Origin of the sequence: Trinickia sp. (genome assembly GCF_051953955.1) — a bacterium.
Taxonomy (GTDB): domain Bacteria; phylum Pseudomonadota; class Gammaproteobacteria; order Burkholderiales; family Burkholderiaceae; genus Trinickia.
Window position 1 is genome coordinate 1 of record NZ_JBQCIF010000055.1, and the last position, 26,704, is coordinate 26,704.

Consider the following 26,704-nt stretch of genomic DNA (forward strand, 5'->3'; position numbering starts at 1 on the left):
TCGATCGCCGGGATCTATCGCACCACGGAGAATCCATTGCCGGCCGATGTGATCGGCAAGTCGGTGCAGATCCGGCTGTCCGACGAGAAACTGATGATCGAGCCGCTGCGGCTCACGTAACACGAGCCGCGCGAAGACGCGCCGCTTCATGCGTGGCGTCGATTCAATGGACGAATTTGACGAATACAGGGTAAGGGGAAATGGCGAAAATCGTTGTAGTGACTTCGGGCAAGGGCGGCGTGGGTAAAACCACCACGAGCGCGAGCTTCGCGTCGGGTTTGGCGCTGCGCGGTAACAAGACGGCCGTGATCGATTTCGACGTCGGCTTGCGCAATCTCGATCTGATCCTCGGGTGCGAGCGCCGCGTCGTCTACGATTTCATCAATGTGATCCAAGGCGAAGCGAACCTGAATCAGGCGCTGATCAAGGACAAGAAGTGCGAGAACCTGTTCATTCTGCCGGCCTCGCAAACACGCGATAAAGACGCGCTCACGCTCGAAGGCGTCGAGAAGGTGATGACGGATCTCGCCGGCATGGGCTTCGATTACATCGTCTGCGATTCGCCGGCCGGTATCGAATCGGGCGCGTTGCTCGCGATGCACTTTGCCGACGAGGCGCTCGTCGTGACGAATCCGGAAGTGTCGTCGGTGCGCGACTCCGATCGCATCCTCGGCATTCTTTCGTCGAAGACGAAGCGTGCGATCGAAAGCAAGGACCCGATCAAGGAGCACCTGCTGATCACGCGTTACAACCCCAAGCGCGTCAGCGAAGGGGAGATGCTCTCGCTGTCCGACATCCAAGAGATTTTGCGGATCGATCTGATCGGCGTCGTGCCGGAATCGGAAGCCGTGCTGCATGCGTCGAACCAAGGTTTGCCGGCCGTGCACATGGACGGCACCGACGTGGCGGAAGCGTACAAGGACATCGTGGCGCGCTTTCTCGGCGAAGAGAAGGAACTGCGCTTCACCGATTACCAGAAGCCGGGCCTGTTGCAGCGCCTCTTCGGCACTCGCTAAGGAGGGCGCCCGTTATGTCGATTCTGTCGTTCTTGCTCGGCGAGAAGAAGAAGTCTGCGGCGGTCGCGAAGGAGCGCCTGCAACTCATCATCGCGCACGAGCGTGCCGGCGGCCATCCGCCCGCCGATTACCTACCCGCGCTTCAGCGCGAGCTCGTCGCCGTCATTTCGAAGTACGTGAAGATCTCGGACGACGATATCCGCGTCAGCCTCGAGCGCCAAGACGACCTCGAAGTGCTCGAGGTCAAGATCGAAATCCCGCAAGCCTGACCGCGCCCGGGGCGCGAGACATGCGCCCCGGCTGCGCAAGACTGCTGCGAATCACTTTCCTCCCTCATCGCTCCGTGGCACGGCGGCTAGCCAGCCGGCCATCGCGAGCGCGATTCGACGCTGCACCCCGACGCTGCACCACCACGCTTACTCGCAAGGTCGGGCCGGTGCAAATTCGATTACGACTCTGTTAAATCTGTGGCCGCGCATTGCTGGCGCGAAGCCGGCCACGGCTCGGCCGCCCGCCGCCGCAAGGAAGCTGCCGCAGCCTTGCCCAAGCCTTGTAATAACGATAGTCCGACGCTTACAAATTGCAACGAAGAGCCGGCCGCATGTGGGGTTCAATGCGATTCATTCGACATGCCGTCGAATCGACGAACCACGACGTGAGGGGAATAAGATGAAACGCTCGACACTCTATTGGGTTGCAGGCGCGTTGGCTGCATTGCTGCTCGGCGGATGCGTCATCGCGCCGGCCCCCGGCTACTACGGGTACTACGGCGGCTACCACCACGGTTATTACTACGAGCGCTAGCCGCGCCGCGGTGCCGAACCGCAGGCGGCGATCAGGCCAACAACGCTTCGACGGCGAGCACGGCGGCGAAGGCCGCGGCGTTCGCCAGCAGCGCCTCGACGACGATCGCGAGCCAGGTCTTCGGGCGGAAGCGTAGGGCAAGCAACAGTGCCAAGAGCAGCGCGAGTGCGAGGATGGCCACGATGTCGGCGTTATCGATGCGGATGTCCATCGTCGTCTCCCATGCTGATGCGCACGGTGCAAAACATGTCCTGAAATGGTGCGCAAGCCCAGTATAAATAGGCAGTTTGCACGAACAAGTCCGGACATTCCCGATGCTTTCGCCGGTTGCAAGGTTCTCGTCGAATCCGTGGCCGCGAAAATCGCGCGGGCGAGGAATTTTTAGCGGTTTGGCGGCACCAACAGGCGACGGCCGGGGACGGTCACTGACATAGGGGTGCGAATGAATTCATCCGCTGGACGGTCGATCGAGGTCGACCTGCTACGCGGGATCGTGCTGATCGCGATCGCCATCGATCATATTTCCGGGAGCGTGCTGGCGCAGGCGACGCTGCATAGCTACGCCTATTGCGATGCGGCCGAGGTTTTCGTGTTCCTCGGCGGCTACGCGTCGGCGTCGGGCTATGCCGCCATCGCGGCGCGTCAAGGCGAGGGCGCCGCGCGCCGCCGCTTCCTGAAGCGCGCGTGGGAGATCTACCGCGCGTACCTGCTGACCGCGGCGCTCATGCTCGCGTGCGGCGCCGTGATCGCGAGCTTGCCGATTGCATCGCCGCTCGTCGCGCAGTCCGATTGGCCGAGCTTCGTGCATCGCCCGCTGCAAAGCATCGTCGAAATCGCCACACTGCGCCGGCAGCCGTTTCTTTCCGCCGTCCTGCCGATGTACACGCTCTATGCGTTGAGCGTGCCCGTCGTGATCCCGCTTGCGCGGCGCATGCCCGTCGCGCTGTTCGGCGGCAGCCTTGCCGTGTGGCTTGGGGCTTCTTGGCTGGCCGCCGGCGTGCCGGGCGTCGCGAATTGGCCATTCAATCCTTTCGCTTGGCAGTTGGTGTTCATGCTGGGCTTGCTGTGCCGCCAGCATTCCGTATCGACCCCCATGCAAACGTCGAACGTCGGTCACGCGCTGACGGCCGCCGCGTTCGCCGTGGCATTGACGTTCGCCTTCGTGAAGATCTGCATCGATCATCACCCGTCGCCCGGCTACATGAAGCAGAATTTGGCCAGCGTGCGGATCGTCAGTTTCCTCGCGCTGGCTTGGCTGTGCGCGCAAGCCGCGCGGCTGGGCTGGGTGCGAACGGCGGCCGAGCGTCTGGCCGCCGTCGTGACGGTGGGAAGGCACGGGCTCGTCTGTTTCGTCGGCGGGACCGTCGTGTCGATCGTCGTCGACACCGGTATCCGTCTCGCACATGCCGACACGAACGGGTTCGCGCGGCTCGCCGGCGACGTCGTTGCGGTGACGGCAGTGCTGATGCTCGCCCGTATCGCCGCTGCCCGACGGGCCGTGGGCGGCGGACAGCGGAATCTGGCGCCCGCCGCCCGGCTCGTCCGCGTCGCTTCCGACGCCGGGACGCCGCCGCGTGAGCGGCGTCAACGGTGAAGGGTCAGGACAACGTGGCGTCGCGCGTTTCGCGCATCGCGATGACGGCGACGAGACTGACGGCGGCCGCCAGCGAAACATAGCCGCCGACCCACGCCAACCCGCCGCGTGCGGCGAGCATTTGCGCGATGTAGGGAGCGATCGATGCACCGAGGATGCCGCCCAGGTTGTACGAAACACCTGCGCCCGTATAGCGCACCGCGGTCGGAAACAACTCGGGCAGCAGCGCGCCCATCGGTGCGAACGTGATCCCCATCAGGAACAACTCGAGCGTCAGGAACAGCGTGATCAGCGCGGGCGAGCCGCTGCCCACGAGCGGGGCCATGGCGAAGCCCGAGACGATGGCGCCGATCATGCCCGCCATGAGCACCGGGCGCCGGCCGAACCGATCGCTGGCCCAGGCCGCCAGCGGTGTCGCCAGCGCCATGAACAACACGGCGAAGCAGAGCATGCCAAGGAAGCTTTGGCGTGAGATGTGCAGCGTCGAGACGCCGTACGAGAGCGTAAACACCGTCGAAATGTAGAACAACGTATAGCAGACGACCATCGCGAACGAACCGGCCAGCGTGGCGCGGCCGTGATGAGCGAGCAGCGAGACGAGCGGAACGCGCACGCGCTCGGCGCGTTCGATGGCGGCGCGAAAGGCCGGTGTTTCAGCGATCTTCAAGCGCACGTACAGGCCCAGCGCGACGAGCACGGCGCTCGCGATGAACGGCACGCGCCATCCCCAGGAACGAAACTGGGCATCGGAGAGCCCGAGCGCGAGCGCGAAGAACAGACCGTTCGAAGCGAGGAAGCCGACCGACGGCCCGAGTTGCGGAAACATGCCGAACCAGCCGCGTTTGCCTGCCGGCGCGTTCTCGGTGGCGAGCAGCGCCGCGCCGCCCCATTCGCCGCCGAGGCCGATTCCTTGCCCGAAGCGCAGGATGCACAACAGGACGGGCGCGACGGAACCGAGCGTGTCGTAGCCGGGGAGGACGCCGATCAGCGTCGTCGACAGCCCCATGACGAGCAGCGACGCAACGAGCGTCGACTTGCGTCCGATGCGGTCGCCGAAATGGCCGAACAGGAATGAGCCGATCGGCCGCGCGATGAACGCGATGCCGAAGGTGACGAACGCAGACAACGCTTGGGCCGTCGGTGATCCATGCGGAAAGAACACCGGGCCGATGACGAGGGCGGCGGCCGTGGCGTAGACGTAGAAGTCGTAGAACTCGATCGCCGTGCCGATGAAGCTGGCGAAGACGATGCGCGCACGGCTCGTTCCGTCCGCCGGTTCGGACACGGAAGTCACGGAAGGCGTTGACGGCGAAGTGGACATAGGGTCTCCAATGGTTGTGACGGCCGAAGCGACGCCGGTGAGCGTCGGCTTCGATCGCGGTGTTGGGTGGAGCAACGGCACGATTGCGCAACCGCGTGTTCGAGGCACACGCCTGTTGAGCGGTTGAGCAATACAGCAAGAGAAAAACGACAGATGCTATTCGACCAGCGTGGCGCGCGCAGGGTGAGGGCGAAGTGGCGTCGGGCTCATCGGCGCCTCGCGGGTGAGCGGGGCGCCGCGAGCGTGACCGGATGGCCCGGCTGCACGGTGGGGAAAATTATAGAAGGGTGCGTGCGCAGCGGCAACGCTCGACGTGGCTCGATCGCGAGGGCGTTTCAAGCGCTCGATTCAAAAACTCGACTCGATAACTCGCCTCAATCGAGCGTCAGCGCTTGAGGAGACGCGAGTTCGCGCAGTTGGAATTTGCCGTCGTCGTTGAAGAGCCAGTCTTCCATCATTTCGACTTGGCCGAGGCCATTGAGGAGCTTGGCCGGCGGCGGGGGCAGCGGCGACGCGCGGCGTAGCGCGGCAAGCGCCGTTGCCTCGGCGTCGTCGTCGCCGTTCGTGCGGTAGACGGACGAGCGCAGGACCTTGCCGTCGCGATCGACGGTGAACGCGACGACGACGAGCGAGCGCAGCATCGCTTGCGGCGGGCGATGCTCGAGATACGATGGGCTGCGCTCAGCGATGCGTCGCGCGATCGCTTCTCGGTATTGATCGAGCGTAAGGCTATTGACGGCTGCCGGTGGGGGCAGCGCGGCGGCCGAGGGGCGCGTCGGCGGCGTGAACGTGCAGGCGGAGGCGACGAATAAGGCGCCTAGTGCGGCGAGGCCGGTCAGTCCGCAGGCGCGTAATGCGGGGTGGCGCACGAGATCGAGTGTCATGGCGGTCGCGATGTGACTTGCGCGCTAGGTCGAGCGCGAGACGATGTGCATGAAGCGTAGTCAATGGCGCGCGCGGACGCATCCCGATTCGCGCGCAAATCGTGCGCGTGCCCACAGCGCAAGCTCGTGGCGCAACGGTGTGTGCGGGCATGTCTGCACCCATTGCAGAAATGGCGGCGGCGCCGGTCGATGAGCTCAGCCGAGCGGTGGATCGGGCAGCGGCATGCGAACAGGATTGCATGCGAACCGGGGTGCGTCGACACCCCGGCGAGTCCCTCAGGACACTAGCTGAGCGTTAAGCGTCCGCGAAGGTCATGTCCATCGACCACTGCGTTTGATTGGACACGGCATAGGTGACGGCAGGGCTGCCGGACGTATATTCGTCGGTCACGGACAGCAGGCTCGTATCGGGGTGTTGTCCGATGGTCGTTTGGTACATGCCGACTTGGCCGTAGTGGAAATCCTTGGCGTTGGCGAAGATGACGCCCATCAACTGCGCGTCCGGCGTCGTATCGGCTCCGAGCCGGACACCGACGTTGGCGGCCGTGCCGGGTGCGAGGCAGAGCGAGCGGCTGGCCGGCCGACCGTTGATGAGCAGCACTTGATCGTCCCAATTCGGATCGCGTGCGATGCACACGGGATGATTGGCTTGATTCGTCACGTGTACGACGGGATCGGTCATGACGTTGTCTTCCTTTTGATCGAGCGGCCGCCGCGCATGCGTGACGAACGCCGACGATCGGCGGCGCCACGCCGGCCGCATGTCGGGGCGCGGGGCACCATCGTCTCGCGGGGAGGGCGCCTGGGGGCAAATAAGGCAAAGATTAGGACTGCTGCGCGGATCGATGCATTCGGCATCGATGCAGTCATAGCCCTGAGATAGTCCTGGGTGGGGACGACGAAACCCACGCCGCAACGCTCGTGCCGGGCATCAATCGCAGCGAGGCCCCTTTGGGCCGGATGCGGGGGCGGAGCGGGCGCATGGGCATCTTCTATGCGCCGTCAGAAGAAAGCGCTGCGGTCCGGCTGAGCCATCGCGGCGCGCGAGAGGAGGCGGACGATGCTCAATTCATTTTGCCGTGCCGCGGCGGCGACGGTGGGTTGCGCCGCATTGATTGCAGCCGGCTGTTCCTTCTTGCAATCGAACGCCGAAGTCACACCGGTCGATCAGCAATTCATGCTGACTGCCGCGAGCGTCGGCACGGCCGAGGTCGACATGGCGGAACTGGCGGAGCGCCAGGGCGGCGATCCGGCCGTGAAGGCATACGGCCATCGGCTCGCGCAGACGCACGCCCGTATCAACGACGAGCTGTCGCTGCTGGCGGAACGCAAGCACGTGAACCTCATTCACGCGATGGACCCGGCGAATCGCACCCTCTACGAGGAACTGACACATCTGAGCGGCCCGCTGTTCGATCGCGAGTACCTGCTCGCGCAAATCAACATGCATCGCATGGGCGATGGGCTGTATGAAAGCGAGGCACAGGCGGGTGAGGATGCCGACGTAAAAGCGTTTGCGGCGAGGAACGCGCCCGTTGGCGTCGAGCATCTGCAGCTTGCGCAAACGCTGCTGGCGCAGGAACGACCGTCGGGCCGCTAAAAGAGCTCGGGCGGTCTTTTGTCGGTGAGTACTCGCGGCACGGGTTCGGCCAGTGTGAAGCGAATGTGCGGCAACGCGTCGAGCGCGCCTTCGAACTTCGCGTCGGCTTCGCTCGTGAACAGCCCGTCGAGATAGTCGAACGTCAGTAGCGGCACGAGCGCGCTCAGGGCCGCTTGCGCATCCGCTTGCGGCCCCGAGTCGATGGCATCGACGTCGAGCGCGATCTGGCAGGCGCCGTTGCCGGGACATGCGATTGCACCGATGTCGATGATCTTGCCCGCCGCGTTTTGGGCGAGCACGCGGGACCCCGCGGCGAACAGGCGGAAGGGGCGGTCGAATTGGGGTTGGGCGGTAGCGTAGTCGGTCGCCATCGTGGTTCCTCCGGAGTAGTGTGACCGCGCGTGAACTGCCACGCGCAGCCGATGGAGGAAGCAGCGCAACCCGCGTGCCGCCGGAACATCGCGGGTCGGATGGGCAACGGATAGGCCACTCGCTTGGTCGCTTAGCGCAAGTTTGCCCGGGCGAGCATCGATCCTCACGCGGAGCCCAGCCGCCCGTGGCTCGAACCTATGCGCGCCTGCAAGCGAAAGAACGCCACGACGGCGCTGAGCTGCCGTCCCTGTTCGTTCAGGGAAGCGGAGGCGGCCGCCGCCTGCTCCACGAGCGCGGCGTTCTGCTGGGTCACCTGGTCCATCTGGGCCACGGCAAGATTGACTTGCTCGATTCCCCGGCTCTGCTCGGTCGAAGCTGCCGCGATCTCGCTCATGATGTCGCTCACCCGGGCGACGGCGCGGGTGACGTCCGACATCGTTTCCCCGGCCTCCGATGCGAAGCGTGCGCCATCATGAACCGTGGCGACCGAGGCGGCGATCAATTCCTTGATCTCCTTGGCTGCGCCGGCCGAGCGTTGAGCCAGGTTACGCACTTCTCCCGCGACGACGGCAAAGCCGCGCCCCTGATCGCCCGCGCGCGCTGCTTCCACCGCGGCGTTCAGCGCCAGGATGTTCGTTTGAAACGCGATGCCCTCGATGATGCTCGTGATGTCGGCGATCTTGCTCGAGCGAGCGCTGATCTCGCCCATCGTGCTGACGACCTTGCCGACGACCGTGCTGCCCTTTTCGGCGACACCGGCTGCGTCGGCCGCGAGCGAGGTTCCCTGCTGCGCATTGTCGGCGTTTTGCCGCACCACGGCGGTCAGCTCTTCCATGCTCGTAGCCGTTTCCTGCAGCGAACTCGCCTGCTCTTCGGTGCGCGAAGATAAATCTTGGTTGCCCGCGGCGATCTGGCTCGTCGCCGTCGCCAAATGGTCCGCGCCGTTGCGCACCTGACCGACGACGCGCAACAGGCTTTCGTTCATGTCCTTCAACGCCTTCAAAAGCCGGCCCGTTTCGTCGGCGCGATCGGGTGTGATTTCTTGCGTGAGGTCGCCGCGCGCCACGGCCTCGGCGGCATCGACGGCCACCCGGATCGGCGCCGTGATGCCTTGCGTAATGAAGCGCGCCAACAGCGCTGCGGCGATGAGCGCTGCGATCGTCACGACGATGATCGTGCGTTCGGCTTGCGCCGCCAACTGAGTGATCGCCGCCCCCTCTTCATGCGTGCGTGCGAGACCGGTTTCGATCAGTGCGTCGAGGGCCTTGCCGATCGGCTTGTCGGCGCCGGCGACGTCGCGGTCGCGCGTTTCGATCGAGGCGCCGGAAGCGACGAGCGGATCGAGCTTCTCGAGCGATGCCCGATATCCCGCGGTGGCGGCCGTGAGTTTGTCCACGGCCTCGGGTTCGCCGGCATCGAAGGTGCCCATCTGCAACGATGTTCGCGCGGCCTTGTCGATTTCGTCGAGATCCGCCAGAAACTTCGTCCGGTATTCGCCGCCGCGCAGGACATAATCCTTGTAGTTGTGCACGGCATCGCCGAAGAGATCTTTTCCGTGCTGGAGCAGTTGCATTTTCGCAACCGTAACGCTCTCGTACTGGCGCCATTCGGCGCTGATGGCCGACAACCGCGCATACGCAATAGAGCCTAGCACCGCGGTCAAAAGCGCAGCGAGGAAGAACGCGACGCCTAGACGCACGCCGATGCGTAAATCGCGGAAACGGGGCAGCATATGATGGTTCCTTGCTTTTAGGCGCGTTGTTCGGATATGGCTCCGCCCGCAATCCGCAATCTGGAAAACAGCGTATGCAGGCGCTATCCGTATAATCGGCTGCACTCCTCGCTTTCTGAAGCCTTGCAACAGGTCTCGTTTTCCCGAAGGCAAGGCAGCGGCGAAGGGCAGTTTCTCGTAGGGGCGGTCCTTTGCCGGGGGGGAATCACGTGCCGGACAGAGGACCTACAGTGGGGGCGCGCGAGTTTTCACGATATGCCCGGCGTGTCGAAGCGACTTTTATCGAACGTGCCAGGCGCACGGATCAACTGTGCGTAGATGATGAAAGAACGAGCCACGATCGTATGCAGGCGGCGCGAGAAGATCCTGCTTGTCACGCGCGAGCGATCGCGCTGGTCGTTGCCCGGCGGCACGATTCGGCGTTCCGAATCGCCGCTCGAGGCAGCCAAGCGCGAACTCGAAGAAGAAACCACCCTCGCTGTCGATGGTTTCGCCTACCTGTTCGCATTCGGCGGATTCAGCAAGCGGCATCATGTTTATCTCGTCGATCTGCCGCACGGCGTCGTACCCGAAGCCGCGAACGAGATTCTTAGATGCCGCTGGTTCCGGCCGGAACAGATATCAACGCTGATGACGAGCGTGCCGACGCGAGGCATCGTCGAGTTGATGCTTCGCCGCGAGGCCGCGCTGCTCGGACAGCTCGGCTGAGCAGGTGCGTCGCGGCGTCACCCTCGCACTCATCAGCGCAGCAGCGATGCGGCCAGGCCGGCCAACGTCGAAAACGCGACGACCCCGAGTGGCGGGGTTCGCCAGCGCGTCAGCAGAAAGAAGGCGATAGCAGCAACGGCGAAGTCGATCGGCGCGTGCACCGCGCTCGTCCAAACGGGTGAGTACAGCGCCGCTGCCAGCAGCCCGATGACGGCGGCATTCACGCCGGACAAGACGGCCGCCATCGAGGGGGCTGCCCGAAGCGCTTGCCAGTAAGGCAAAGCCGCCAGGACGAGCAGCAGCCCGGGCAGGAAGATTCCTGTCAGCGCCAGCAGTGCGCCGAGGCCGTGATGGGGCGGGCTGCTCATGATCCATCCCAAGTAAGCGGCGAACGTGAAGAGGGGACCGGGCACGGCCTGCGTCGCCCCGTATCCGGCCAAGAAGTCGTTCGGCGAGACCCAGCCGGCAGCGACCGTCTCGTGCTGAAGTAGCGGCAGGACGACGTGACCGCCGCCGAAGACGAGCGCACCCGAGCGGTAAAAGGCGTCGAACACGCGGATGGTGTGCGTCGAATCGAACGGTGCAACGGCGGGAAGCCCGAACAGCAGTGCGCAGAACAGCGCGAGACAGAGCGCGCCGATGGTGCGCGGCACGCGGAACTCGCTCGCGTGCGGGTGTGTGCCGACGATGCTGGCTCGGGAATCCGGCCGGCACAATGCGATCCCGAGCAGGGCACCGAGAGCGATCACGACGAGTTGTGCGTAGACGGTCGTGAGGACAGTGAGCAAGACGATCGAGACGAGCGCAATGCCGGCTCGGCGATGATCGGGGCAGAAGCGCCTCGCCATGTCCCAGACGGCTTGGGCGACGACGGCAACCGCGGCGAGCTTGAGTCCGTGCACGATGCCGTTCCCCACGGGGCCGCCGAGCTCGGGCGCCACGGTGGCGAAGGCGATCAGCAGCGCGGCGGACGGCAGCGTGAATCCGCACCACGCGGCAAATGCGCCTAGCCAGCCCGCTCGAAGCAAACCGATCGAGAAGCCCACTTGGCTGCTGGCCGGGCCGGGAAGGAATTGGCAGAGGCCAACGAGATCGGTGAAGGTCTCCTCGCTGAGCCAGCGCCGCCGTTCGACGAATTCGCGGCGGAAGTATCCGAGGTGCGCGATAGGGCCGCCAAAGGATGACAGGCCGAGCTTGAGAAAAACACGAAGGACCTCGATCGCGGACCCCGCGCGGCTTGGGTGCGACGTCGACATACCTGCTTCCATGGCGATTTGAGGGTGGGGAGGGAGGACGGCTGCGCGCATGGTATCGATACAATCGTCGTTATCGATCTTTGCCGAGGAAAGCATGCGTGCCGCGTTGGAACAGGATCTTATCGAAATTGTTCTTAAGAACCCGTGGAACGCGTTGATTTTGGCAACTGCAGAGCAACTGCGGCTCGACGATTGGTGGCTGACCGCCGGCTGCGTGGCTCAGTCCGTCTGGAATGCGGCTTATGGGCGCGAGATGCATTCGGGCATCCGGGACTACGATCTGTTCTACTTCGATCCTGACACGTCTTGGGCGGCGGAAGACGATGTCATCCGCCGAGGCCGCTCGCTCTATGCTGGGCTGCCTATCGAGGTTCAGATTCGCAATCAGGCTCGTGTTCCACTGTGGTACGAGGAGAAATTCGGCGTTCCTTTCGGTGCGGTGAACGGGGCATCGGACGGGATCGATAGATTCCCATGCGCGACGGTTGCGGTCGGGATCAGATGCTTGCGGGGCCGGTTCGAGGTGTATGCGCCGTTTGGCCTCGAACCTTTGTTTGGGGGAATGCTGAAGCCTAATCGAGTGCTTTCGGTCGAGCCTGTGTATGTCGCGAAAACTGAGCGCTGGCTGCACGAGTGGCCGCACTTGAAGCGGGAGCCCTGGTGAGGCGGGAGGGAATCGCCCTCCGATGGCGTTTTGCCGGCAGGCGGTGTAACCGATAGGGCAGTTCATTTGCCCGACGCTGAACGGCCAGAATAGGCGTTCTGGCGGAGGGCGTGGGATTCGAACCCACGAAGGCCGTAAAGCCTTGCCGGTTTTCAAGACCGGTGCATTCAACCGCTCTGCCAGCCCTCCGAGAGGCGCGATTGTAACCCGAAGTAACCCGAAACGGGGCGACGCCCGCGTACCACCCCGCCTCGCCTCGCCGGTCACGCGCCGCCTTCGTTCAAGAACAACGCCTGCAAATCGTTCAAGAACCGCTGCCCGAGCGGCGTCGGCGCGATCTTTTCATACGTGCGCTCGATCAGCCCGCGCCGCTCCGCCTCCTGCAAAGCCGGCTCGATCGACGTCATCGGCAGCCCCGTCCGCTCGATGAAGCGGTGTACGGGAAAGCCCTCGACGAGCCGCAGCGCATTGAGCATGAACTCGAACGGCAGATCGTGCGCCGACACCTCGTGCTCCTCCTGCACCGGCATGCCCGCGCGCGCTTGCTCGATGAACGTCGCCGGATGCTTGTAGCGCGCCTGCCGAACGATGCGATGCGCGAACGAAAGCTTCGAGTGCGCACCGGCTCCGATGCCGAGATAGTCGCCGAAGCGCCAGTAGTTCAGATTGTGCTTGCACTGCCGATGCGGCTTCGCATAAGCCGACACTTCGTAGCGCTCGTAGCCGCCCGCCGCCGTGCGTTCGTGGATCCACTCTTGCATGTCGGCCGATGCGTCGTCGTCGGGCAACGCCGGCGGAAACTTCGCGAACAGCGTATTGGGCTCGAGCGTCAGGTGATAGAGCGACAAGTGCGGCGGGGCGAACGAGAGAGCCGTCTCGATGTCGGCTCGGCATTCGTCCAACGTTTGCTGCGGTAACGCGAACATCAGATCGAGATTGAAGTTCTCGAAATGGCGCGCGGCGATCTCGACGGCGCGATGCGCATCGCCGCCGTCATGAATGCGCCCCAGCGCCTTCAAATGCGATTCGTCGAAGCTTTGGATGCCCACCGACAGCCGGTTCACGCCGCTCGCTCGAAATTGGGCGAACTTCTCGGCTTCGAACGTGCCCGGGTTGGCTTCCATCGTGATCTCGGCGTCCGCATCGAGCGGCAGTAGCGCGCGCACGTCGGACAACAAGCGATCCAACCCGCGCGCCGATAGCAGGCTCGGCGTGCCGCCGCCGATGAACACGGTATGCACCTGCCGGCCCCAGACGAGCGGCAGCGCCTGCTCGAGATCGGCGCGCAATGCATCGAGATAGTCGTCTTCAGGAAACCGCTCGCCTTTCCACTCGTGCGAGTTGAAGTCGCAGTAGGGGCACTTGCGCACGCACCACGGAAAGTGGACGTAAAGCGCGAGCGGCGGCAGCGAGGTCAGTCGAACGGCGCCGGGCGCGGTGAACGCCTGCACGACGCCGGCGCGGGTGCCGATCATCGTTCCTCCCGGAGCCGGTTCAACAGCGCGGCGAGTGCAATGGCGCGGTGGCTGCGCGCATTCTTGACCTCGGGATCGAGTTCGGCGGCGCTCGCCTGCAACTCGGGTACGAAGAAGTACGGGTCGTAGCCGAAGCCGTTCCCCCCGCGCGGCGCTTCCAAAATCTCGCCGTGCCAGCGGCCTTCGGCAATCAGCGGTTCCGGATCGTCGGCGTGCCGCACGAGCACGAGCACGCAGAAATAGTAGCCGCGGCGATCCGCCTGACCACTCAGACGTTCGATGAGATGCGCGTTGTTGGCTGCGTCGCTTTTTTCACCGCCCACGGCGCGTTGCGCGTAGCGCGCCGAATAGACGCCGGGCTCGCCGCCGAGTGCGCGCACGCACAGGCCGGAGTCGTCGGCCAATGCCGGCAGGCTCGTGAGGCGCGCGGCATGGCGCGCTTTTGCGAGCGCGTTTTCGACGAACGTTGCATGCGGTTCCTCGGCCTCGGGTACGCCGAGCTCACCTTGAGGAACGAGGGCGATGCCTGCGGCGCCGAGCATCGCGTCGAACTCGCGCAGCTTGCCGGCGTTGTTCGAGGCGAGAACGACGCGCGAGAGCGCGGTGCCGCCCGGCTCACGCATCGCCCGCTCCCAACGCCGCCTTTTGCAAATCGACGAGCGAACGAATGCCTTGTTGCGCGAGATCGAGCAACGCGTTCATTTCGTCGCGCGAGAACGGCGCGCCTTCGGCCGTGCCTTGCACTTCGACGAAGCCGCCTTCGCCCGTCATGACGACGTTCATATCGGTGTCGCAGCGCGAATCTTCGTCGTAGTCCAAATCGAGCACGGGCACGCCTTCATAGACGCCGACCGAAATCGCCGCGACGTAATCGGTGATAGGCGATGCCGCGATGCGGCCCGCGGCGATCAGCTTCGAGACGGCATCGTGCGCTGCAACGAAAGCGCCCGTGATGCTGGCCGTGCGCGTGCCGCCGTCCGCCTGGATCACGTCGCAGTCGATATGCAGCGTGCGCGGCCCGAGCCGCTCGAGATCGAACACGGCGCGCAGTGCACGCCCGATGAGCCGCTGGATTTCCTGGGTGCGGCCCGTTTGCTTGCCGCGCGCGGCTTCGCGGTCGCTGCGCGTATGCGTGGCGCGCGGCAGCATCCCGTATTCGGCCGTCAGCCAGCCCTGGTTGCGCTCGCGCAGGAACTCGGGCACCCGCTCGGCGATGCTCGCCGTGCAGATCACCTTCGTGTCGCCGAACTCGACGAGCACGGAGCCCTCGGCATGCTTCGTGTAGTGGCGCGTGATGCGCACGTTGCGCAATGCATCGGCGGCGCGGCCGCTAGGACGTTGAACGGTATCGGGCATGGTCGGCATGAAAAGCGGCCTCGGCCGCATGGCAAGAAGGGAAAGCGCAATTTTACCGCTCCGCGCGCGATCCATGCGCCGCGCCGGGTGCCGAGCCCAATGCCGGCCCCCAATGCCGGCCCCCAATGCCGGGCCTATCCGGCAAAAATGGGATAATGCGCGTTCAACGCTTTCGCGCCGGGTCGACGCGCGAAGCGGCTCGAACAACCGGCCGGCGACGGCCACAATCGCGAGACGGACGATGATTTACAGCATGACAGGCTACGCGAGCGCGACGCGCGAGCTCGCGGCCGCAGGCGGCACCGGAGCCATGAGCGTATCGGTCGAACTGCGCACCGTGAATTCGCGTTTTCTCGATCTGAACTTTCGCATGCCCGAGGAGGCGCGCACCTGCGAGCCGACGCTGCGCGAAATGCTGATGACGAAGCTCTCGCGCGGCAAGGTCGACATCCGCGTGAACTTCCAGCGCAGCGAGCAGACGGCCACGGTGGGCTCACTCAACCGCGATGCGCTCGCGCAGTTGGCCGTGCTCGAACGCGCGGTGCTAGAGGCATTTCCCGGCAGCGAGCACATGCGCACGGGCGAAATTCTGCGCTGGCCCGGCGTGCTCGCCGAAACGAACGTGTCGCTCGAGACGCTGCGCGATGCGGTGCTCGCGTGCGGCAAGCAGGCGATCGGGGAGCTCATCGAGGTGCGCGCGAGAGAAGGGGCCCAACTGGCCACGATGTTGCTGACCAACGTGACCGAGATGGAAGCGATCGTTGCGCGCATCACGCCGCTCGTGCCCGAGCTCATTGCGAAGCATCAGCAAAAGATCGTCGAGCGGTTGCAAGAAGCACTCGGCATCGCCGCGCCCGACGCGGCCGCGACGATCGTCTCTCGCGAGGAAATCGCCGAGCGCATCCGTCAGGAAGTGACGATGTACGGCATTCGCATCGACATCGCCGAGGAGCTCTCGCGGCTCACGGCCCACTTGAACGAAACGCGTCACGTCATCGAAAAGGGCGGCAAGGTCGGCAAGCGCCTGGACTTCATGATGCAAGAGCTCAACCGCGAAGCGAACACGCTCGGCTCGAAGGCGGCGGCGAAGGAGCTCGCCGACGCGTCGATGACGCTCAAGCTGCTCATCGAGCAAATGCGCGAGCAAGTGCAGAACCTGGAGTAACGACAGTCATGATCGAGTCCACGCACGAATCGCACGAGCCGCACATGCCGTCCGGCACCCCGCGCAATCCCTATGCCGGTGCTTATCCGGGCAATCTGTTCATGGTGGTCGCGCCCTCCGGGGCCGGCAAGTCGACGCTCGTGAACGCGCTGCTCGCACGCGATCCGGCGATCCGTCTGTCGATTTCGTACACGACCCGCAAGCCGCGTCCGGGCGAGCAGGACGGCCAGCACTACCATTTCACGACCGTCGAGGATTTCCTCGCGCGCCACGGCGCCGGGGAATTTCTCGAAAGCGCCGAGGTGCATGGCAACTACTATGCGACGTCTCGCTTGTGGATCGAGCAGCAGATGAAGAACGGCCATGACGTGCTGCTCGAGATCGATTGGCAGGGGGCGCAGCAAGTGAAAAAGCGCTTCCGCAATGCGGTGGAGATTTTCATTCTGCCGCCTTCGCTCGCGGCGCTCGAGGAGCGTTTGAAGAAGCGCGGGCAGGACGAGCCGAACGTCATCACGCGCCGGCTGCTGGCGGCTGGCAGCGAGATCGCGCACGCGGCCGAATCGGAGTACGTCATCATCAACGAGCACTTCGAGCGCGCACTCTCCGAGTTGCAGTGCGTGGTCGATGCGACGCGTTTGCGCTTTGCCTCGCAATACGCGCGCCATGCCGAGCTTTTCGTCGAACTCGGCATTCATCTGCCGCAGGCCGACTGAAGGCGGATGCTTGCGCACATAAGGTAGAATGAGCAACATATTGAGAAGGAATTTCGAAACATGGCCCGCATTACCGTCGAAGACTGCCTGAAGCAAATCCCGAATCGTTTCGAGTTGGCGCTCGCCGCGACGTATCGTGCACGTCAGCTCGCGCAAGGCCACACGCCGAAGATCGAAAGCCGCGACAAGCCCACCGTCGTCGCGCTGCGCGAGATCGCGGCGGGCCAAGTCGGTCTCGAGATGCTGAAGAAGGTCCCCGTCTAAAGTGTCCGATGCGCTAGGCGCCTTGCTCGCGCCTAGCGGTCTTTCCGACATGCCATCTCGCGCATAGCCCGCATAGCGACCGTTACGGAGGCGAAAATGAGCGCTACCCCATCGTCCGCCTCCGCTTCCGACGATGCCGTGCATCTCGAGCACGAGCACGACGTCGAAGCACCCGGCCCCGCGCGCAAGTACATCGATGCGGTTCTCGAACAATCGTTTCGCCACCTGTTCGGGCCGACCGCCACGCCGGAACAGCCGCGCAAGCATGACGTCGTTTCGATCGCGAAACTCACGTCGATGCTCGCCGGCTATCTGAGCGCCGAAGAGATCAAGGAAGTCAAGGCCGCGTTCCACTTCAGCGATGAAGCGCACCTCGGCCAATACCGCCACAGCGGCGAGCCCTACATCACGCATCCGGTCGCCGTAGCGGAAACCTGTGCCGGCTGGAAGCTCGATGCCCAGTCGATCATGGCGGCGCTGCTGCACGACGTCATGGAAGACCAGGGCGTCACGAAAACGGAGCTCGCCGAGCGCTTCGGGCCGAAGGTGGCCGAACTCGTCGACGGCTTGTCGAAGCTCGACAAGATGGAGTTCCGCAATCGCGAGGAAGCGCAGGCCGAGAACTTCCGCAAGATGCTGCTAGCGATGGCGCGCGACGTGCGCGTCATCCTCGTCAAGCTCGCCGACCGGCTGCACAACATGCGCACGCTGGGCGCGGTGCCCGCCGAGAAGCGCCGGCGCGTGGCCCGCGAAACGCTCGACATCTACGCGCCGATCGCTCACCGCCTGGGTCTGAACAATACCTACCGCGAGCTGCAGGACCTCAGCTTCGAGAATTTCAACCCGCACCGCTACGCCACGCTCGAAAAAGCCGTAAAGGCCGCGCGCGGCAATCGGCGCGAGGTCGTCGGCAAGATTTTGGAATCCGTGCAGCGCTCGATCGCCGACGCCCACATCGAGGCCGAAGTCACGGGCCGCGAGAAAACGATCTACAGCATCTACAAGAAGATGCGCGACAAGCAGCTTTCGTTCTCGCAGGTGCTCGACGTCTACGGTTTTCGCGTCGTCGTCGGCAGCGCGCTCGAATGCTATACGTGCATCGGCGTATTGCACGCGCTCTACAAGCCCGTGCCCGGCAAGTTCAAGGATTACATCGCGATTTCGAAGGTCAACGGCTATCAGTCGCTGCATACGACGCTCGTCGGCCCGTTCGGCGCACCAATCGAGTTTCAGGTGCGCACGCGTAAGATGCACGAGATCGCCGAAGCGGGGGTGGCCGCTCACTGGCTATACAAGAACGGCGGCGCCGATCTGAACGACGTGCAAAAGCGCGCGCATCAGTGGCTCAAATCGCTGCTCGACATCCAGAGCGAGGCCGGTGATTCGAGCGAGTTCCTCGAACACGTCAAGATCGATCTCTTCCCGGACGCGGTTTACGTTTTCACGCCTAAGTCGAAGATCATGGCGCTGCCGCGCGGCTCGACGGCGCTCGATTTCGCCTATTCGATCCACAGCGACCTCGGCAATCAATGCGTTGCCGTCAAGATCAACAACGAGCTGCTGCCGCTGCGCACCGAGCTCAAGAGCGGCGACATCGTCGAGGTGATCACGGCGCCGTACTCGAAGCCGAATCCGGCGTGGCTCGGCTTCGTGCGCACCGGTAAGGCGCGCTCGGCGATTCGTCACTACTTGAAGACGATGCGGCTGAACGAATCGGTCCAGCTCGGCGAGCGGCTCGTCGACCAAAGCTTGAAGGGATATGGGCTTGCGCTGGCCGACATCGAGCCGGAAGTGTGGGACAAGCTCGTGCAGTGGACGGGCAACAAGAACCGCCAAGAGATCTTTGCCGACATCGGGCTCGGCCGGCGCGTGGCCGCGGTCATGGCCAAGCGGATCGAGGTGCTCGTCAGCGGACGCGATGCCGACGACGAGCGCGCCGACCAAGCCGGCTCGAGCCAGTCGTCGGTGCCGCATGCGCCGCCGGTCGTCATCACCGGCACGGAAGGCATGTCGGTGCAGTTGTCGGCCTGCTGCCGGCCGATTCCGGGCGACGACATCATGGGCTACATCGGCATCGGGCTCGGCATGGCGATCCACACGACCGACTGCCGTGTCGCGCAGCGGATTCACCGGCGCGATCCGGGGCGTTGGATCGACGTCGCGTGGGCGCCTCAGCCAGGCCGGTTGTTCGACGTCGCCGTCAAGGTGCTCGTACGCAACGTGAAGGGCGTCTTCGCCCGGGTGGCGGCCGATATCACGTCGGCGGACGCGAATATCGTCCACATTGCGATGGACGAGGATTTGTCGCAGGAATCGACGGTGTTGCGCTTCGTGATCCAAGTGAGCGACCGCGTTCATCTGGCCAATGTGATGCGCCGCGTCAGAACCAATCCGGACGTCATGCGGATCGTGCGCGAGCGTCCGAGCGAGGATGGTCATCATCGCCACGACGGCGGGATGCGGATCGAGCGGGAACGCGGCGACTATTGAACGCTGAGAGAGGGCGGGGCCGCAGCTACCGGAGGAGCGGGGCCGGGGTCCGGCCGATGGGGCGATCGATGCCGGAGGACGGGCAAGCGGGCGGCGCCCGCAACAACCACCCGAAAAAACCGTCCGAAAAAAACAAAGGGCCTTCCGAGAGGAAGGCCCTTCATAGGTGGCGCGGCTGGCAGGATTCGAACCCACGACCCCTTGGTTCGTAGCCAAGTACTCTATCCAACTGAGCTACAGCCGCACGCTAAAACGCAAAAACCGGACTTCGGTGAAACAAAAGAGCCTTCCGTGAAGAAGGCTCTCGAAAAAAGTGGCGCGGCTGGCAGGATTCGAACCCACGACCCCTTGGTTCGTAGCCAAGTACTCTATCCAACTGAGCTACAGCCGCACGCAGAAGCGAAATTATAGCAAACTTCCGAGAAAAGGGAAGACATCGGAGCGCGTTTGTTCAAACTTTCTCGGAGCGCGTCCGATCGTGTACGCTTGAATATTGATTCCCGCAGTGATTCGTACCATGAACAAAGCATTCGTCAAAGAATCGAGCGACGGCGACGACGACGATCTCGATGTGGTTCAGCCGGAGATACCGGCCGGCACGAAGAACTATATGACACCCGCAGGCCACAAGCGCATGCGGGACGAACTGCTCCATCTGATCGACGAGGCGCGTCCGGAGGTCGTCAAGCTCGTCTCGTGGGCGGCTTCGAACGGCGATCGATCGGAGAACGGCGATTACATCTATGGAAAGCGCCGCTTACGTGAGATCGACCGGCGCATCCGCTTTCTCACGAAGCGGCTCGACGTGGCAGAGGTGGTGGATGCCAGCAGGCAAGAAAACGTCGATCAGGTGTTCTTCGGCGCGACGGTCGAGTATGCGACCGAGGATGGCGAAAGCCATGCGGTCACGATCGTCGGGGTCGACGAAGTCGACCTCGATCGCGGCCACGTGAGCTGGATTTCGCCGATCGCGCGAGCGCTGCTCAAGGCGCGTATCGGCGATACCGTCACGCTGCATACGCCTGCCGGGCCCGAGCAGATCGACGTCGTCGACGTGCACTATCCGGCGCGGGATTAGGGCGCGCCCGCCTCGGCGGCCGACGGCTGCGGCGTACCGTGGCGGGCTTTCCTTTTCGTTGCGCCCGCTGTGCGGTGCGATGAATACGGCGCGATAAAAAAGGCGCCGCGAACATGCGGCGCCTTCGTCATGCATTGCGCGTCGAACCGGAGGCCGGCCGACTGCCTAGCTCAGAAGCGGTGGCGCAGGCCGACCGTCGCGGCGATTTGCTTGTTGTTCGACGACGCATTCAGGCCGTTGATGTCCGCGGTGAGCGGCAAGCCCTTGTTGACCGCGAGCTGATAGACCCCTTCCACGTAGACATCGGTGCGCTTCGACAACGCGTAGTCCGCCTGCAGATTGAACTGATTCCACTTCGGATTCACGCCGCCGATCGAACCGTCCGTGAACGTGTAGGCGCCGGCCAGGCTGACTGCGGGCGTCAGCGCATAACGTGCATTGACTTCGTAGTTGTTGAAGCGGCCCGTGCCGCCCGGCAGCGCGAGCGTTGCCGCCGTGCCGGCGTTGGCCGCGTTGACCCCGAGCGCATCGTTCAGGTGCGTTTGCGTGAAGACGAAGCCCGCCGTCGCCGGCCCGAACGTGTAGTTCAGGCCCGCGCCCCAGGTGCGCTGACGGCTCGCGACGAACGTGGCATCGCCGGCCACCGAGCCGGGCGCCGTCACGGCTTGGTTCAGCGCGTTCAGATCGTTGTCGATCTGCATATAGGCGGCTGCGACGTTCAACCCCATCCAGGAGTACGAAGCGCCGACGCTGACCGTGCGGTTGTTCGAGAATTGGCCTGCCGTATTCGAAAAGCCGTACAACGCGCCGATCTTGAAGCCACCGTAGTTCGCGCTCTGGAAGTGGACCGAGTTATTGATCCGGAACGAGTTGTCGAGGTTGTCGTTGTCGAACGGGTGCGCGAAGTACGTGCCGCCGTACTGCGTGCCCGTCAGCGCCAGCGGTCCGAGGTACTGGACGACGTCGTCGTATTGGCGGCCCAAGGTCACGGTGCCGAACTGATCGCTGCTCAGGCCGACGAATGCTTGACGCCCGAATTCGCGGCCGTTCTGCTTGAGCGTGCCGTTATTGATGCCGAACCCGTTTTCCAACGTGAAGATGGCCTTGAGACCGCCGCCGAGATCCTCGGCGCCGCGCAAGCCCCAGCGGCTCCCGTTGACTGCGCCCGTCGATTGTTGCCAGGCGTGGGCGCCGCCTTGATTGTTCGTGTAGGTGATGCCGGCGTCGATGAGGCCGTACAGCGTCACGCTGCTCTGCGCGTGCGCCATCGTCGCGAATGCACCCGTGAGGGCGCCCACTAGAAGCGTCTTCTTCATCTTTCACTCCAGTATCAGGAAGTTTTTTGGCTGTCCTTGGCTGTCGCCCGAGGCGTCGGCCCTGGCGTCTTGCCACCGCGCCGGACCATCCGCACGGCGATGCGGGAAACCACGGCAACAGGTCCGTTTTTCCGAACTGGGTTGAGTGTAAATAGCGACTCCTTCTAGAACGACCTTCGGAAATCGCAATAAAGTATTGAGTGATCGGAAATAAGGCGAAATCGGCTTCAAACCCTTGCGGTACAAGGCTTTGCGGTCGACATTGCGGGGTCGAAATCGAATATCTGAATCACACTGCGTTGCGTTTACGACACGCGTTGGCGCATATTCAAAAAGAGGGATGCGGGCAGTGATCGATTATTAACGATTCTGAAAAAGACGATTTCCGAGACTAACGGTAATCGCGGCTGGGCATGGGGCTATACTGCCGACTCTGCTTGCCCAAGCAGATCCTTTCATCAAGGAAAGACGTCTCCAAACCTTTGTCAGCGCGGCTTTCGAGCCGCGTTTTTTTCGTCGTCGCCGCCCTGGGGCGCGATTGCACGCCTCAGCCGCGCATGCGCCGCCGGCCGCCCGGCTTGTCCGCCGCTTGCCGATAGTCGACTTCGTCATCCTCGAGCGGCAGGGCCCAGTCTTCCATGACGTAGTGGCGCGCATCCATCGGCGAAGCCAATAGATTTTGCCAGTGGTCGCCGTGCCAGAACGGATCGAACTCGAGGATCGAGGCTGTTGCGCTATTCGTCCGACCATTCGATGCCGTCGTGCAACGCGACATACCGAGAAGCCAGGAGACGAAGCGCTTGAGGGGGATTGCATGCATGGCCGTCTCCAACCGAATCATCTACTTGATGATGAGTGCGCGGTTCGAGCGGGACAACCCGGAAAAATACTTATCGTAGAAATATCTTGTTGCAAACCGGGCAGCTTTTTCCTGGTTGACGATTTTTTATGTGCCCGTCACAGGTAATAGTGACTGCATCCGCGCGACCTTCTCGTGCAAGACGCATATCCGCGAAGTGGACTGCCCGTTTAATGAAAAATTTCTTGACGAGCAATCGGCGGAACATTTATAAAAGCAGCGCCGGAATCACCCAGTGAGCGGCACGCCGAAGAGAGAGACGAGGTGTCGTTCTTCCGAGGCTGGGCTTCAGGCGGAGGGCGCTGCCCGTCTATTAAAATTTCGAGGGAATTAGTACTATGGAAACCGGTGTCGTCAAATGGTTCAACGATGCTAAAGGCTTTGGCTTCATCACGACTGATCAGGGCAACGAAGACGTGTTCGCGCATTTCTCCGAGATTCAGGCTGACGGCTTCAAGTCTCTGAAGGAAAACCAACGCGTTCAGTTCGACGTGAAGACGGGCCCGAAGGGCAAGCAAGCGGCCAATATCCGTCCGCTGTAAGCGTTTGTCCCGGCAAGCCGCGCTCAGCCGTCCTGCGCCACGGCGCTAGCACTCGGCGGTGCGGCACGCATCCTTACAAGGGCGCTCGGGTGGTGCATACTTCGTCAGTCGAAGCACCCGAGCGCCCTTATTCATGTCTGATTCCTCGTTCTCCGCCCCACCAATCGACACGCCCATCGCGTTCGTCGATCTGGAAACCACGGGCGGATCGGCCGCTGAACATCGCATTACCGAAATCGGCATCGTGACGGTGGGGCCGGGCGGGGTTTCGCGGTGGAGCACGCTCGTCAACCCCGGGCAGCCCATTCCTCCCTTTATCCAATCGTTGACGGGCATCACCGATGCGATGGTGCGCGATGCACCCACGTTCGCGTCGCTTGCGCCGGATGTGTTCGGCCGGTTAGCGGGCAGTTTGTTCGTTGCGCATAACGCCAGTTTCGACCGCGGGTTCTTGCGCAGCGAGTTCGAGCGGGCCGGTTTCTCGTTCCACCCTGATGTCCTGTGCACGGTCAAGCTTTCGCGCGCGCTGTGGCCGCACGAGAAGCGCCACGGGCTCGACGCGCTCATCGAACGTCATGCGCTGGAGCCGTTGGCGCGCCATCGCGCCTTGGCAGATGCGGATTTGCTCTGGCAGTTCTGGCAGCGGCTGCATGACGCATGGGGGCCCGAGGTGCTGCGCGGGCATATCGACCGCACCGTGCGGCGCTATCGCATCGCGGGCGACATCACGGAGGACGTCATCGATTCCGCGCCGGCCGGGCACGGCGTCTACGCGTTCTTCGACGCTTCGGACGCGCCCCTCTACGTAGGCCGCAGCGTGCGCTTGCGGCAACGCGTGCGCGCGCATTTGACGGGCGAACGTCGTTCGTCGCGCGAAACCCGGATCGCCGAACAGGTGCGCCGCGTGCAATGGCGTGCGACCGGCGGCGAGGTCGGTGCACTGTTGACGGAAGCGCAATGGGTCAGCACGCTGCGCCCCGCCCATAACCGGCAGCCGCGCGTCGGGCGGGGGGAACCGCAGGGTGCGCCGTGGCCGTTCGAAGCGGCGATCGTGTTCGAGGAGCGCGGCGAGGATGCGGCGCACGAGCGCTTGTTCCACGTCGTCGATCGCTGGTGCTACTTGGGCGCGGCGCCGACGCTCGAGGCGGCCCGAGCGCTTCGGATCGAGAGCGGGGAGCCGGTGTTCGAGCCGTCGACTTTTCGGATCTTGCAGACGCACCTCGCGCGCGGGCTGCGCGTGATGCCGTTGGAGGCCGTGGCGGGGGAGGTCGTGGACGCGGGCGTGTGAGCGAGGCTGTTGCTCGCGCTCAGCGGTGGGGCAACTGGCCTTCGGCGGCTAACCTTCACTGCCCACGCCGCCCGCCGCGCACACATGGGCGAGCGCCGTATTCAACGCGCCAGCGTCGATCTCGCCATAGCGCGTCAGCGTTTTCCATTGATTGACGCTTCGTGCGAGCCGAGTAGGGCAGTCTTCGGCGGTGCGCCACGGCTGCACGCGCGCCAGCGCGGCGATCAGCGCATGTGTCACGCGATCGAGTTGCGGGCGGGTGCTCGTGGCCAGATCGGGGATCGCGCCCGTAGGCGGCGCGGAGGTGCGCCAGCGTTCGAACAACGCGGTTTGCACTTGCTTGCTGGCCTCGATTTGGTCTTGGAAGAAGGTATGAGCCAGCGCCGGATCGACGTCGGCGGCCCGAGCCCGGCGCTCGACGTCGGCGAGTAGCGCCGCCTCGCGCGGCGTATCGGTGATCGGGCGATGGTTCGCCCATTTCCATTGAGCAACGGGGAGCGCCAACGCCAAGCGTTGGGCGACGAGCGCCACGAGGTTCGTCATCGCGGTTTCGTCGTCGTCCGCGCGCGCGAGCGCCGCCGCCAATGACAAGGTCAGCCAAAGGGCGAAAGCGGTCAGCGCCGTGCGGCGCATCCGAGGCTTCATTCGACGCGGGCTCCAAGGCCCGCGACCGTTACAACCGTCACTTCTGTTCGCACGACTTGCGCTGTTCGTCGAAGAACGCTCGCACATGCTCGGGTAGTTCGGTCGCCAGAAATTCGACGCCTACCGGTTCCGGATCCGGGCTGGATACTTTGTCGGGGGTCGGAATTTTGGTCGGCTTGGCTTCCATGGTTTATCTCCTGGCACGAGACGATTATCCGACGCGGTTCCTTCGAAGTGCGAGCGCCGAATCTTTTTTTAACGCTTTGTTGCATTAACGGCACAGCGACTCGTGCTTTGAAGACAGCCTTAAGTTTCTTTGACCAAAATCAACGGATCGTCACCTGCCGCGTCGATCGGCATCTGGCGCAAGCTTGCGGCGCATTGCGCCGGATGTCCGTATCGGAGCGCACGCGATAGCCTCAGATGTGCGAGGCCGGCACGCGGATCGGCCGGTCGTATTCGGTGTTTTTACTATGGACGTCGACGTGTCCGTGAATGCGCGCCTGATGACCGTCTTCGAACATGTAATAAGGAAACGGCCGAGCCGGCTCCGAAACGGCATCGAGGCGCGCAGCGAGCGCCGGATCGAGTTCGAACTCGAGCGAGGCCAGCGAATCGCGCAACTGTTCGGTTTTGGTCGCGCCGACGATGATGCTAGCGACGCCGCGCTTGCGGTGGAGCCAGTTCAGCGCAACCTGCGCCATCGGCCGGCCCGCTTCGCGTGCGACGGCTTCCAGTTCGGCGACGATGCGAAAATTGCGCTCCGTCAGCTTGTCGAACCCCGGCGGCGGCTTCGCGCCGGGGTTTTGCGCGCGGACGGTGTCGAGTCGTCCGCCGCTGCCGGCCCCGCCTTGCGAAGGCTTGTATTTACCCGAAAGCACGCCCATCCCGAGCGGGCTCCAAGGCACGAGGCCCATGCCGAGTTCGGCCGCCAAATCGGCGAACTCGAGTTCCGCGTTGCGTTCGATCATCGAATACTCGAGCTGCATGGCGGCAACGGGTTCGAATCCGCGCCACTGCGCCAGCGTCTGAGCGCGCGCCGCGAACCAGGCTGGCGTGTCGGATAGGCCGACGTAGCGGATCTTGCCCGCGCGCACGGCATCGTCCATCGCTCGCATGACCTCGTCCACGGGCGTCATGCGATCCCACGTGTGCAGGTAGTAGAGATCGATGTAGTCGGTGTTCAGGCGCTCGAGCGAGCCGTCCAGCGCCCGCATGAAGTTCTTGCGCTGATTGCCGCCCGCGTTCGGGTTCCCCGGCTCGGCGTTGTAACTGTACTTCGTCGCGATGACGAGCCGATCGCGCAGGCCGCGCGCGGCGACGAACTTGCCGATGAAGCGCTCGCTCGTGCCTTCCGTATATAAATCGGCCGTATCGATGAAGTTACCGCCTTCGTCCACGTACAGATCGAACAAGCGCTGTGCGGTGGCTTCGTCGGCACCCCAGCCCCACTCGTCGCCGAACGTCATCGTGCCGAGAGCGATCGGCGAAACGCGCAGGCCCGAACGGCCCAACAAGGTGTATCGATTCATCGTCATTCGAGTGCTCCTCTTTAGGTTAGG

At 63.8% G+C, this 26,704-nt stretch carries 29 protein-coding genes, 3 tRNA genes and 1 pseudogene; 15 read left to right on the forward strand and 18 right to left on the reverse strand.

From position 1 onward, the window contains the following. The 4 genes and pseudogenes from ACTHNZ_RS10210 to ACTHNZ_RS10225 form a co-directional block, all read left to right on the forward strand. Positions 1–120: pseudogene (locus ACTHNZ_RS10210) on the forward strand (septum site-determining protein MinC); the annotation flags it as partial. An 80-nt stretch (positions 121–200) separates the two neighbouring features. After that, the gene (gene minD / locus ACTHNZ_RS10215) at positions 201–1,016 is read left to right on the forward strand and encodes a septum site-determining protein MinD (protein ID WP_440542384.1); all 816 of its coding nucleotides are present in this window, start codon (positions 201–203) and stop codon (positions 1,014–1,016) included. 14 nt (positions 1,017–1,030) lie between these two features. Continuing rightward, complete coding sequence (minE, locus tag ACTHNZ_RS10220; protein WP_102608594.1) at positions 1,031–1,285, forward strand: cell division topological specificity factor MinE; 255 nt, start codon at positions 1,031–1,033, stop codon at positions 1,283–1,285. Positions 1,286–1,685: 400 nt separating this feature from the next. Further along, positions 1,686–1,820 carry a hypothetical protein gene (locus ACTHNZ_RS10225; protein ID WP_440542385.1) on the forward strand — a complete coding sequence of 45 codons (135 nt, stop codon included), beginning with the start codon at positions 1,686–1,688 and terminating at the stop codon, positions 1,818–1,820. A gap of 31 nt (positions 1,821–1,851) precedes the next feature. On the opposite strand, the gene ACTHNZ_RS10230 is transcribed toward ACTHNZ_RS10225, so the two are convergent. Continuing rightward, positions 1,852–2,031 (reverse strand): hypothetical protein, encoded by a 180-nt coding sequence (locus ACTHNZ_RS10230; RefSeq protein WP_440542386.1) that lies wholly within the window; start codon positions 2,029–2,031, stop codon positions 1,852–1,854. A gap of 231 nt (positions 2,032–2,262) precedes the next feature. Here ACTHNZ_RS10230 and ACTHNZ_RS10235 point away from each other — a divergent pair, with 231 nt between their 5' ends. After that, the gene (locus tag ACTHNZ_RS10235; RefSeq protein WP_440542387.1) at positions 2,263–3,414 is read left to right on the forward strand and encodes an OpgC domain-containing protein; all 1,152 of its coding nucleotides are present in this window, start codon (positions 2,263–2,265) and stop codon (positions 3,412–3,414) included. A gap of 4 nt (positions 3,415–3,418) precedes the next feature. Here ACTHNZ_RS10235 and ACTHNZ_RS10240 read toward each other — a convergent pair whose 3' ends face one another. The 3 genes from ACTHNZ_RS10240 to ACTHNZ_RS10250 form a co-directional block, all read right to left on the reverse strand. After that, positions 3,419–4,735 carry an MFS transporter gene (locus ACTHNZ_RS10240; protein WP_440542388.1) on the reverse strand — a complete coding sequence of 439 codons (1,317 nt, stop codon included), beginning with the start codon at positions 4,733–4,735 and terminating at the stop codon, positions 3,419–3,421. A 374-nt stretch (positions 4,736–5,109) separates the two neighbouring features. After that, positions 5,110–5,619 carry a TonB family protein gene (locus ACTHNZ_RS10245; protein ID WP_440542389.1) on the reverse strand — a complete coding sequence of 170 codons (510 nt, stop codon included), beginning with the start codon at positions 5,617–5,619 and terminating at the stop codon, positions 5,110–5,112. A gap of 295 nt (positions 5,620–5,914) precedes the next feature. After that, positions 5,915–6,301, reverse strand: coding sequence for a hypothetical protein (locus ACTHNZ_RS10250; protein ID WP_440542390.1), 387 nt, complete (start codon positions 6,299–6,301; stop codon positions 5,915–5,917). A gap of 378 nt (positions 6,302–6,679) precedes the next feature. On the opposite strand from ACTHNZ_RS10250, the gene ACTHNZ_RS10255 reads away from it, so the two are divergent. Beyond that, positions 6,680–7,219 (forward strand): DUF4142 domain-containing protein, encoded by a 540-nt coding sequence (locus ACTHNZ_RS10255; RefSeq protein ID WP_440542391.1) that lies wholly within the window; start codon positions 6,680–6,682, stop codon positions 7,217–7,219. Here the strand turns inward: ACTHNZ_RS10255 and ACTHNZ_RS10260 are convergent. After that, a complete protein-coding gene (locus ACTHNZ_RS10260; protein ID WP_440542392.1) occupies positions 7,216–7,590 on the reverse strand; it encodes a hypothetical protein in 375 nt (124 codons plus the stop codon). The two genes, ACTHNZ_RS10255 and ACTHNZ_RS10260, sit on opposite strands and share 4 nt — an antisense overlap. A gap of 164 nt (positions 7,591–7,754) precedes the next feature. Further along, positions 7,755–9,323, reverse strand: coding sequence for a methyl-accepting chemotaxis protein (locus ACTHNZ_RS10265; protein ID WP_440542393.1), 1,569 nt, complete (start codon positions 9,321–9,323; stop codon positions 7,755–7,757). 321 nt (positions 9,324–9,644) lie between these two features. Between ACTHNZ_RS10265 and ACTHNZ_RS10270 the strand changes: the two genes are divergently transcribed. Beyond that, the gene (locus ACTHNZ_RS10270; RefSeq protein ID WP_440542439.1) at positions 9,645–10,031 is read left to right on the forward strand and encodes an NUDIX hydrolase; all 387 of its coding nucleotides are present in this window, start codon (positions 9,645–9,647) and stop codon (positions 10,029–10,031) included. Between the two features lie 32 nt (positions 10,032–10,063). Here the strand turns inward: ACTHNZ_RS10270 and chrA are convergent, their stop codons facing one another. Next, positions 10,064–11,299, reverse strand: a complete 1,236-nt coding sequence (gene chrA / locus ACTHNZ_RS10275) for a chromate efflux transporter (RefSeq protein ID WP_440542394.1) — start codon at positions 11,297–11,299, stop codon at positions 10,064–10,066. Positions 11,300–11,336: 37 nt separating this feature from the next. Here chrA and ACTHNZ_RS10280 point away from each other — a divergent pair, with 37 nt between their 5' ends. Next, positions 11,337–11,951, forward strand: a complete 615-nt coding sequence (locus ACTHNZ_RS10280) for a nucleotidyltransferase family protein (RefSeq protein ID WP_440542395.1) — start codon at positions 11,337–11,339, stop codon at positions 11,949–11,951. 99 nt (positions 11,952–12,050) lie between these two features. Here the strand turns inward: ACTHNZ_RS10280 and ACTHNZ_RS10285 are convergent. The 4 genes from ACTHNZ_RS10285 to rph all read right to left on the reverse strand — a co-directional run bounded on the left by ACTHNZ_RS10285 (position 12,051) and on the right by rph (position 14,782). After that, positions 12,051–12,140: transfer RNA gene (locus ACTHNZ_RS10285), tRNA-Ser, on the reverse strand. A gap of 74 nt (positions 12,141–12,214) precedes the next feature. Continuing rightward, a complete protein-coding gene (hemW, locus tag ACTHNZ_RS10290; RefSeq protein ID WP_440542396.1) occupies positions 12,215–13,426 on the reverse strand; it encodes a radical SAM family heme chaperone HemW in 1,212 nt (403 codons plus the stop codon). Continuing rightward, positions 13,423–14,049 carry an RdgB/HAM1 family non-canonical purine NTP pyrophosphatase gene (gene rdgB, locus ACTHNZ_RS10295; protein ID WP_440542397.1) on the reverse strand — a complete coding sequence of 209 codons (627 nt, stop codon included), beginning with the start codon at positions 14,047–14,049 and terminating at the stop codon, positions 13,423–13,425. Before rdgB ends, hemW begins: the two co-directional genes overlap by 4 nt. Next, entirely contained in the window at positions 14,042–14,782 is a 741-nt protein-coding gene (gene rph / locus ACTHNZ_RS10300) for a ribonuclease PH (protein WP_440542440.1), read from the reverse strand. Before rph ends, rdgB begins: the two co-directional genes overlap by 8 nt. Positions 14,783–15,023: 241 nt before the next feature. On the opposite strand from rph, the gene ACTHNZ_RS10305 reads away from it, so the two are divergent. The 4 genes from ACTHNZ_RS10305 to ACTHNZ_RS10320 all read left to right on the forward strand — a co-directional run bounded on the left by ACTHNZ_RS10305 (position 15,024) and on the right by ACTHNZ_RS10320 (position 19,414). Continuing rightward, positions 15,024–15,947 (forward strand): YicC/YloC family endoribonuclease, encoded by a 924-nt coding sequence (locus ACTHNZ_RS10305; RefSeq protein WP_440542398.1) that lies wholly within the window; start codon positions 15,024–15,026, stop codon positions 15,945–15,947. 8 nt (positions 15,948–15,955) lie between these two features. After that, a complete protein-coding gene (gmk, locus tag ACTHNZ_RS10310; protein ID WP_440542399.1) occupies positions 15,956–16,660 on the forward strand; it encodes a guanylate kinase in 705 nt (234 codons plus the stop codon). A gap of 60 nt (positions 16,661–16,720) precedes the next feature. Beyond that, complete coding sequence (gene rpoZ / locus ACTHNZ_RS10315) at positions 16,721–16,924, forward strand: DNA-directed RNA polymerase subunit omega (protein ID WP_006400783.1); 204 nt, start codon at positions 16,721–16,723, stop codon at positions 16,922–16,924. Positions 16,925–17,020: 96 nt separating this feature from the next. Next, positions 17,021–19,414 (forward strand): RelA/SpoT family protein, encoded by a 2,394-nt coding sequence (locus ACTHNZ_RS10320; RefSeq protein ID WP_440542400.1) that lies wholly within the window; start codon positions 17,021–17,023, stop codon positions 19,412–19,414. A gap of 167 nt (positions 19,415–19,581) precedes the next feature. Here the strand turns inward: ACTHNZ_RS10320 and ACTHNZ_RS10325 are convergent. Together ACTHNZ_RS10325 and ACTHNZ_RS10330 are read right to left on the reverse strand one after the other, a co-directional pair. Beyond that, positions 19,582–19,658, reverse strand: a tRNA-Arg gene (locus ACTHNZ_RS10325). 70 nt (positions 19,659–19,728) lie between these two features. Next, positions 19,729–19,805 (reverse strand) — tRNA-Arg (locus ACTHNZ_RS10330). A gap of 126 nt (positions 19,806–19,931) precedes the next feature. Between ACTHNZ_RS10330 and greB the strand changes: the two genes are divergently transcribed. Further along, positions 19,932–20,492 carry a transcription elongation factor GreB gene (gene greB / locus ACTHNZ_RS10335; protein ID WP_440542401.1) on the forward strand — a complete coding sequence of 187 codons (561 nt, stop codon included), beginning with the start codon at positions 19,932–19,934 and terminating at the stop codon, positions 20,490–20,492. 170 nt (positions 20,493–20,662) lie between these two features. Here greB and ACTHNZ_RS10340 read toward each other — a convergent pair whose 3' ends face one another. Continuing rightward, positions 20,663–21,808, reverse strand: coding sequence for a porin (locus ACTHNZ_RS10340; RefSeq protein ID WP_440542402.1), 1,146 nt, complete (start codon positions 21,806–21,808; stop codon positions 20,663–20,665). A gap of 547 nt (positions 21,809–22,355) precedes the next feature. Further along, entirely contained in the window at positions 22,356–22,628 is a 273-nt protein-coding gene (locus tag ACTHNZ_RS10345; RefSeq protein ID WP_440542403.1) for a hypothetical protein, read from the reverse strand. Between the two features lie 377 nt (positions 22,629–23,005). Between ACTHNZ_RS10345 and ACTHNZ_RS10350 the strand changes: the two genes are divergently transcribed. Both ACTHNZ_RS10350 and ACTHNZ_RS10355 read left to right on the forward strand, forming a co-directional pair. Continuing rightward, positions 23,006–23,209 (forward strand): cold-shock protein, encoded by a 204-nt coding sequence (locus ACTHNZ_RS10350; RefSeq protein WP_440542404.1) that lies wholly within the window; start codon positions 23,006–23,008, stop codon positions 23,207–23,209. Between the two features lie 133 nt (positions 23,210–23,342). Next, a complete protein-coding gene (locus ACTHNZ_RS10355; protein WP_440542405.1) occupies positions 23,343–24,497 on the forward strand; it encodes an exonuclease domain-containing protein in 1,155 nt (384 codons plus the stop codon). Positions 24,498–24,545: 48 nt separating this feature from the next. Here the strand turns inward: ACTHNZ_RS10355 and ACTHNZ_RS10360 are convergent, their stop codons facing one another. The 3 genes from ACTHNZ_RS10360 to ACTHNZ_RS10370 all read right to left on the reverse strand — a co-directional run bounded on the left by ACTHNZ_RS10360 (position 24,546) and on the right by ACTHNZ_RS10370 (position 26,680). After that, a complete protein-coding gene (locus ACTHNZ_RS10360) occupies positions 24,546–25,142 on the reverse strand; it encodes a chorismate mutase (RefSeq protein WP_440542406.1) in 597 nt (198 codons plus the stop codon). Positions 25,143–25,179: 37 nt separating this feature from the next. Then, positions 25,180–25,329, reverse strand: coding sequence for a hypothetical protein (locus tag ACTHNZ_RS10365; RefSeq protein ID WP_440542407.1), 150 nt, complete (start codon positions 25,327–25,329; stop codon positions 25,180–25,182). A 232-nt stretch (positions 25,330–25,561) separates the two neighbouring features. Further along, positions 25,562–26,680, reverse strand: coding sequence for an aldo/keto reductase (locus tag ACTHNZ_RS10370; RefSeq protein ID WP_440542408.1), 1,119 nt, complete (start codon positions 26,678–26,680; stop codon positions 25,562–25,564). Positions 26,681–26,704: the final 24 nt, after the last annotated feature.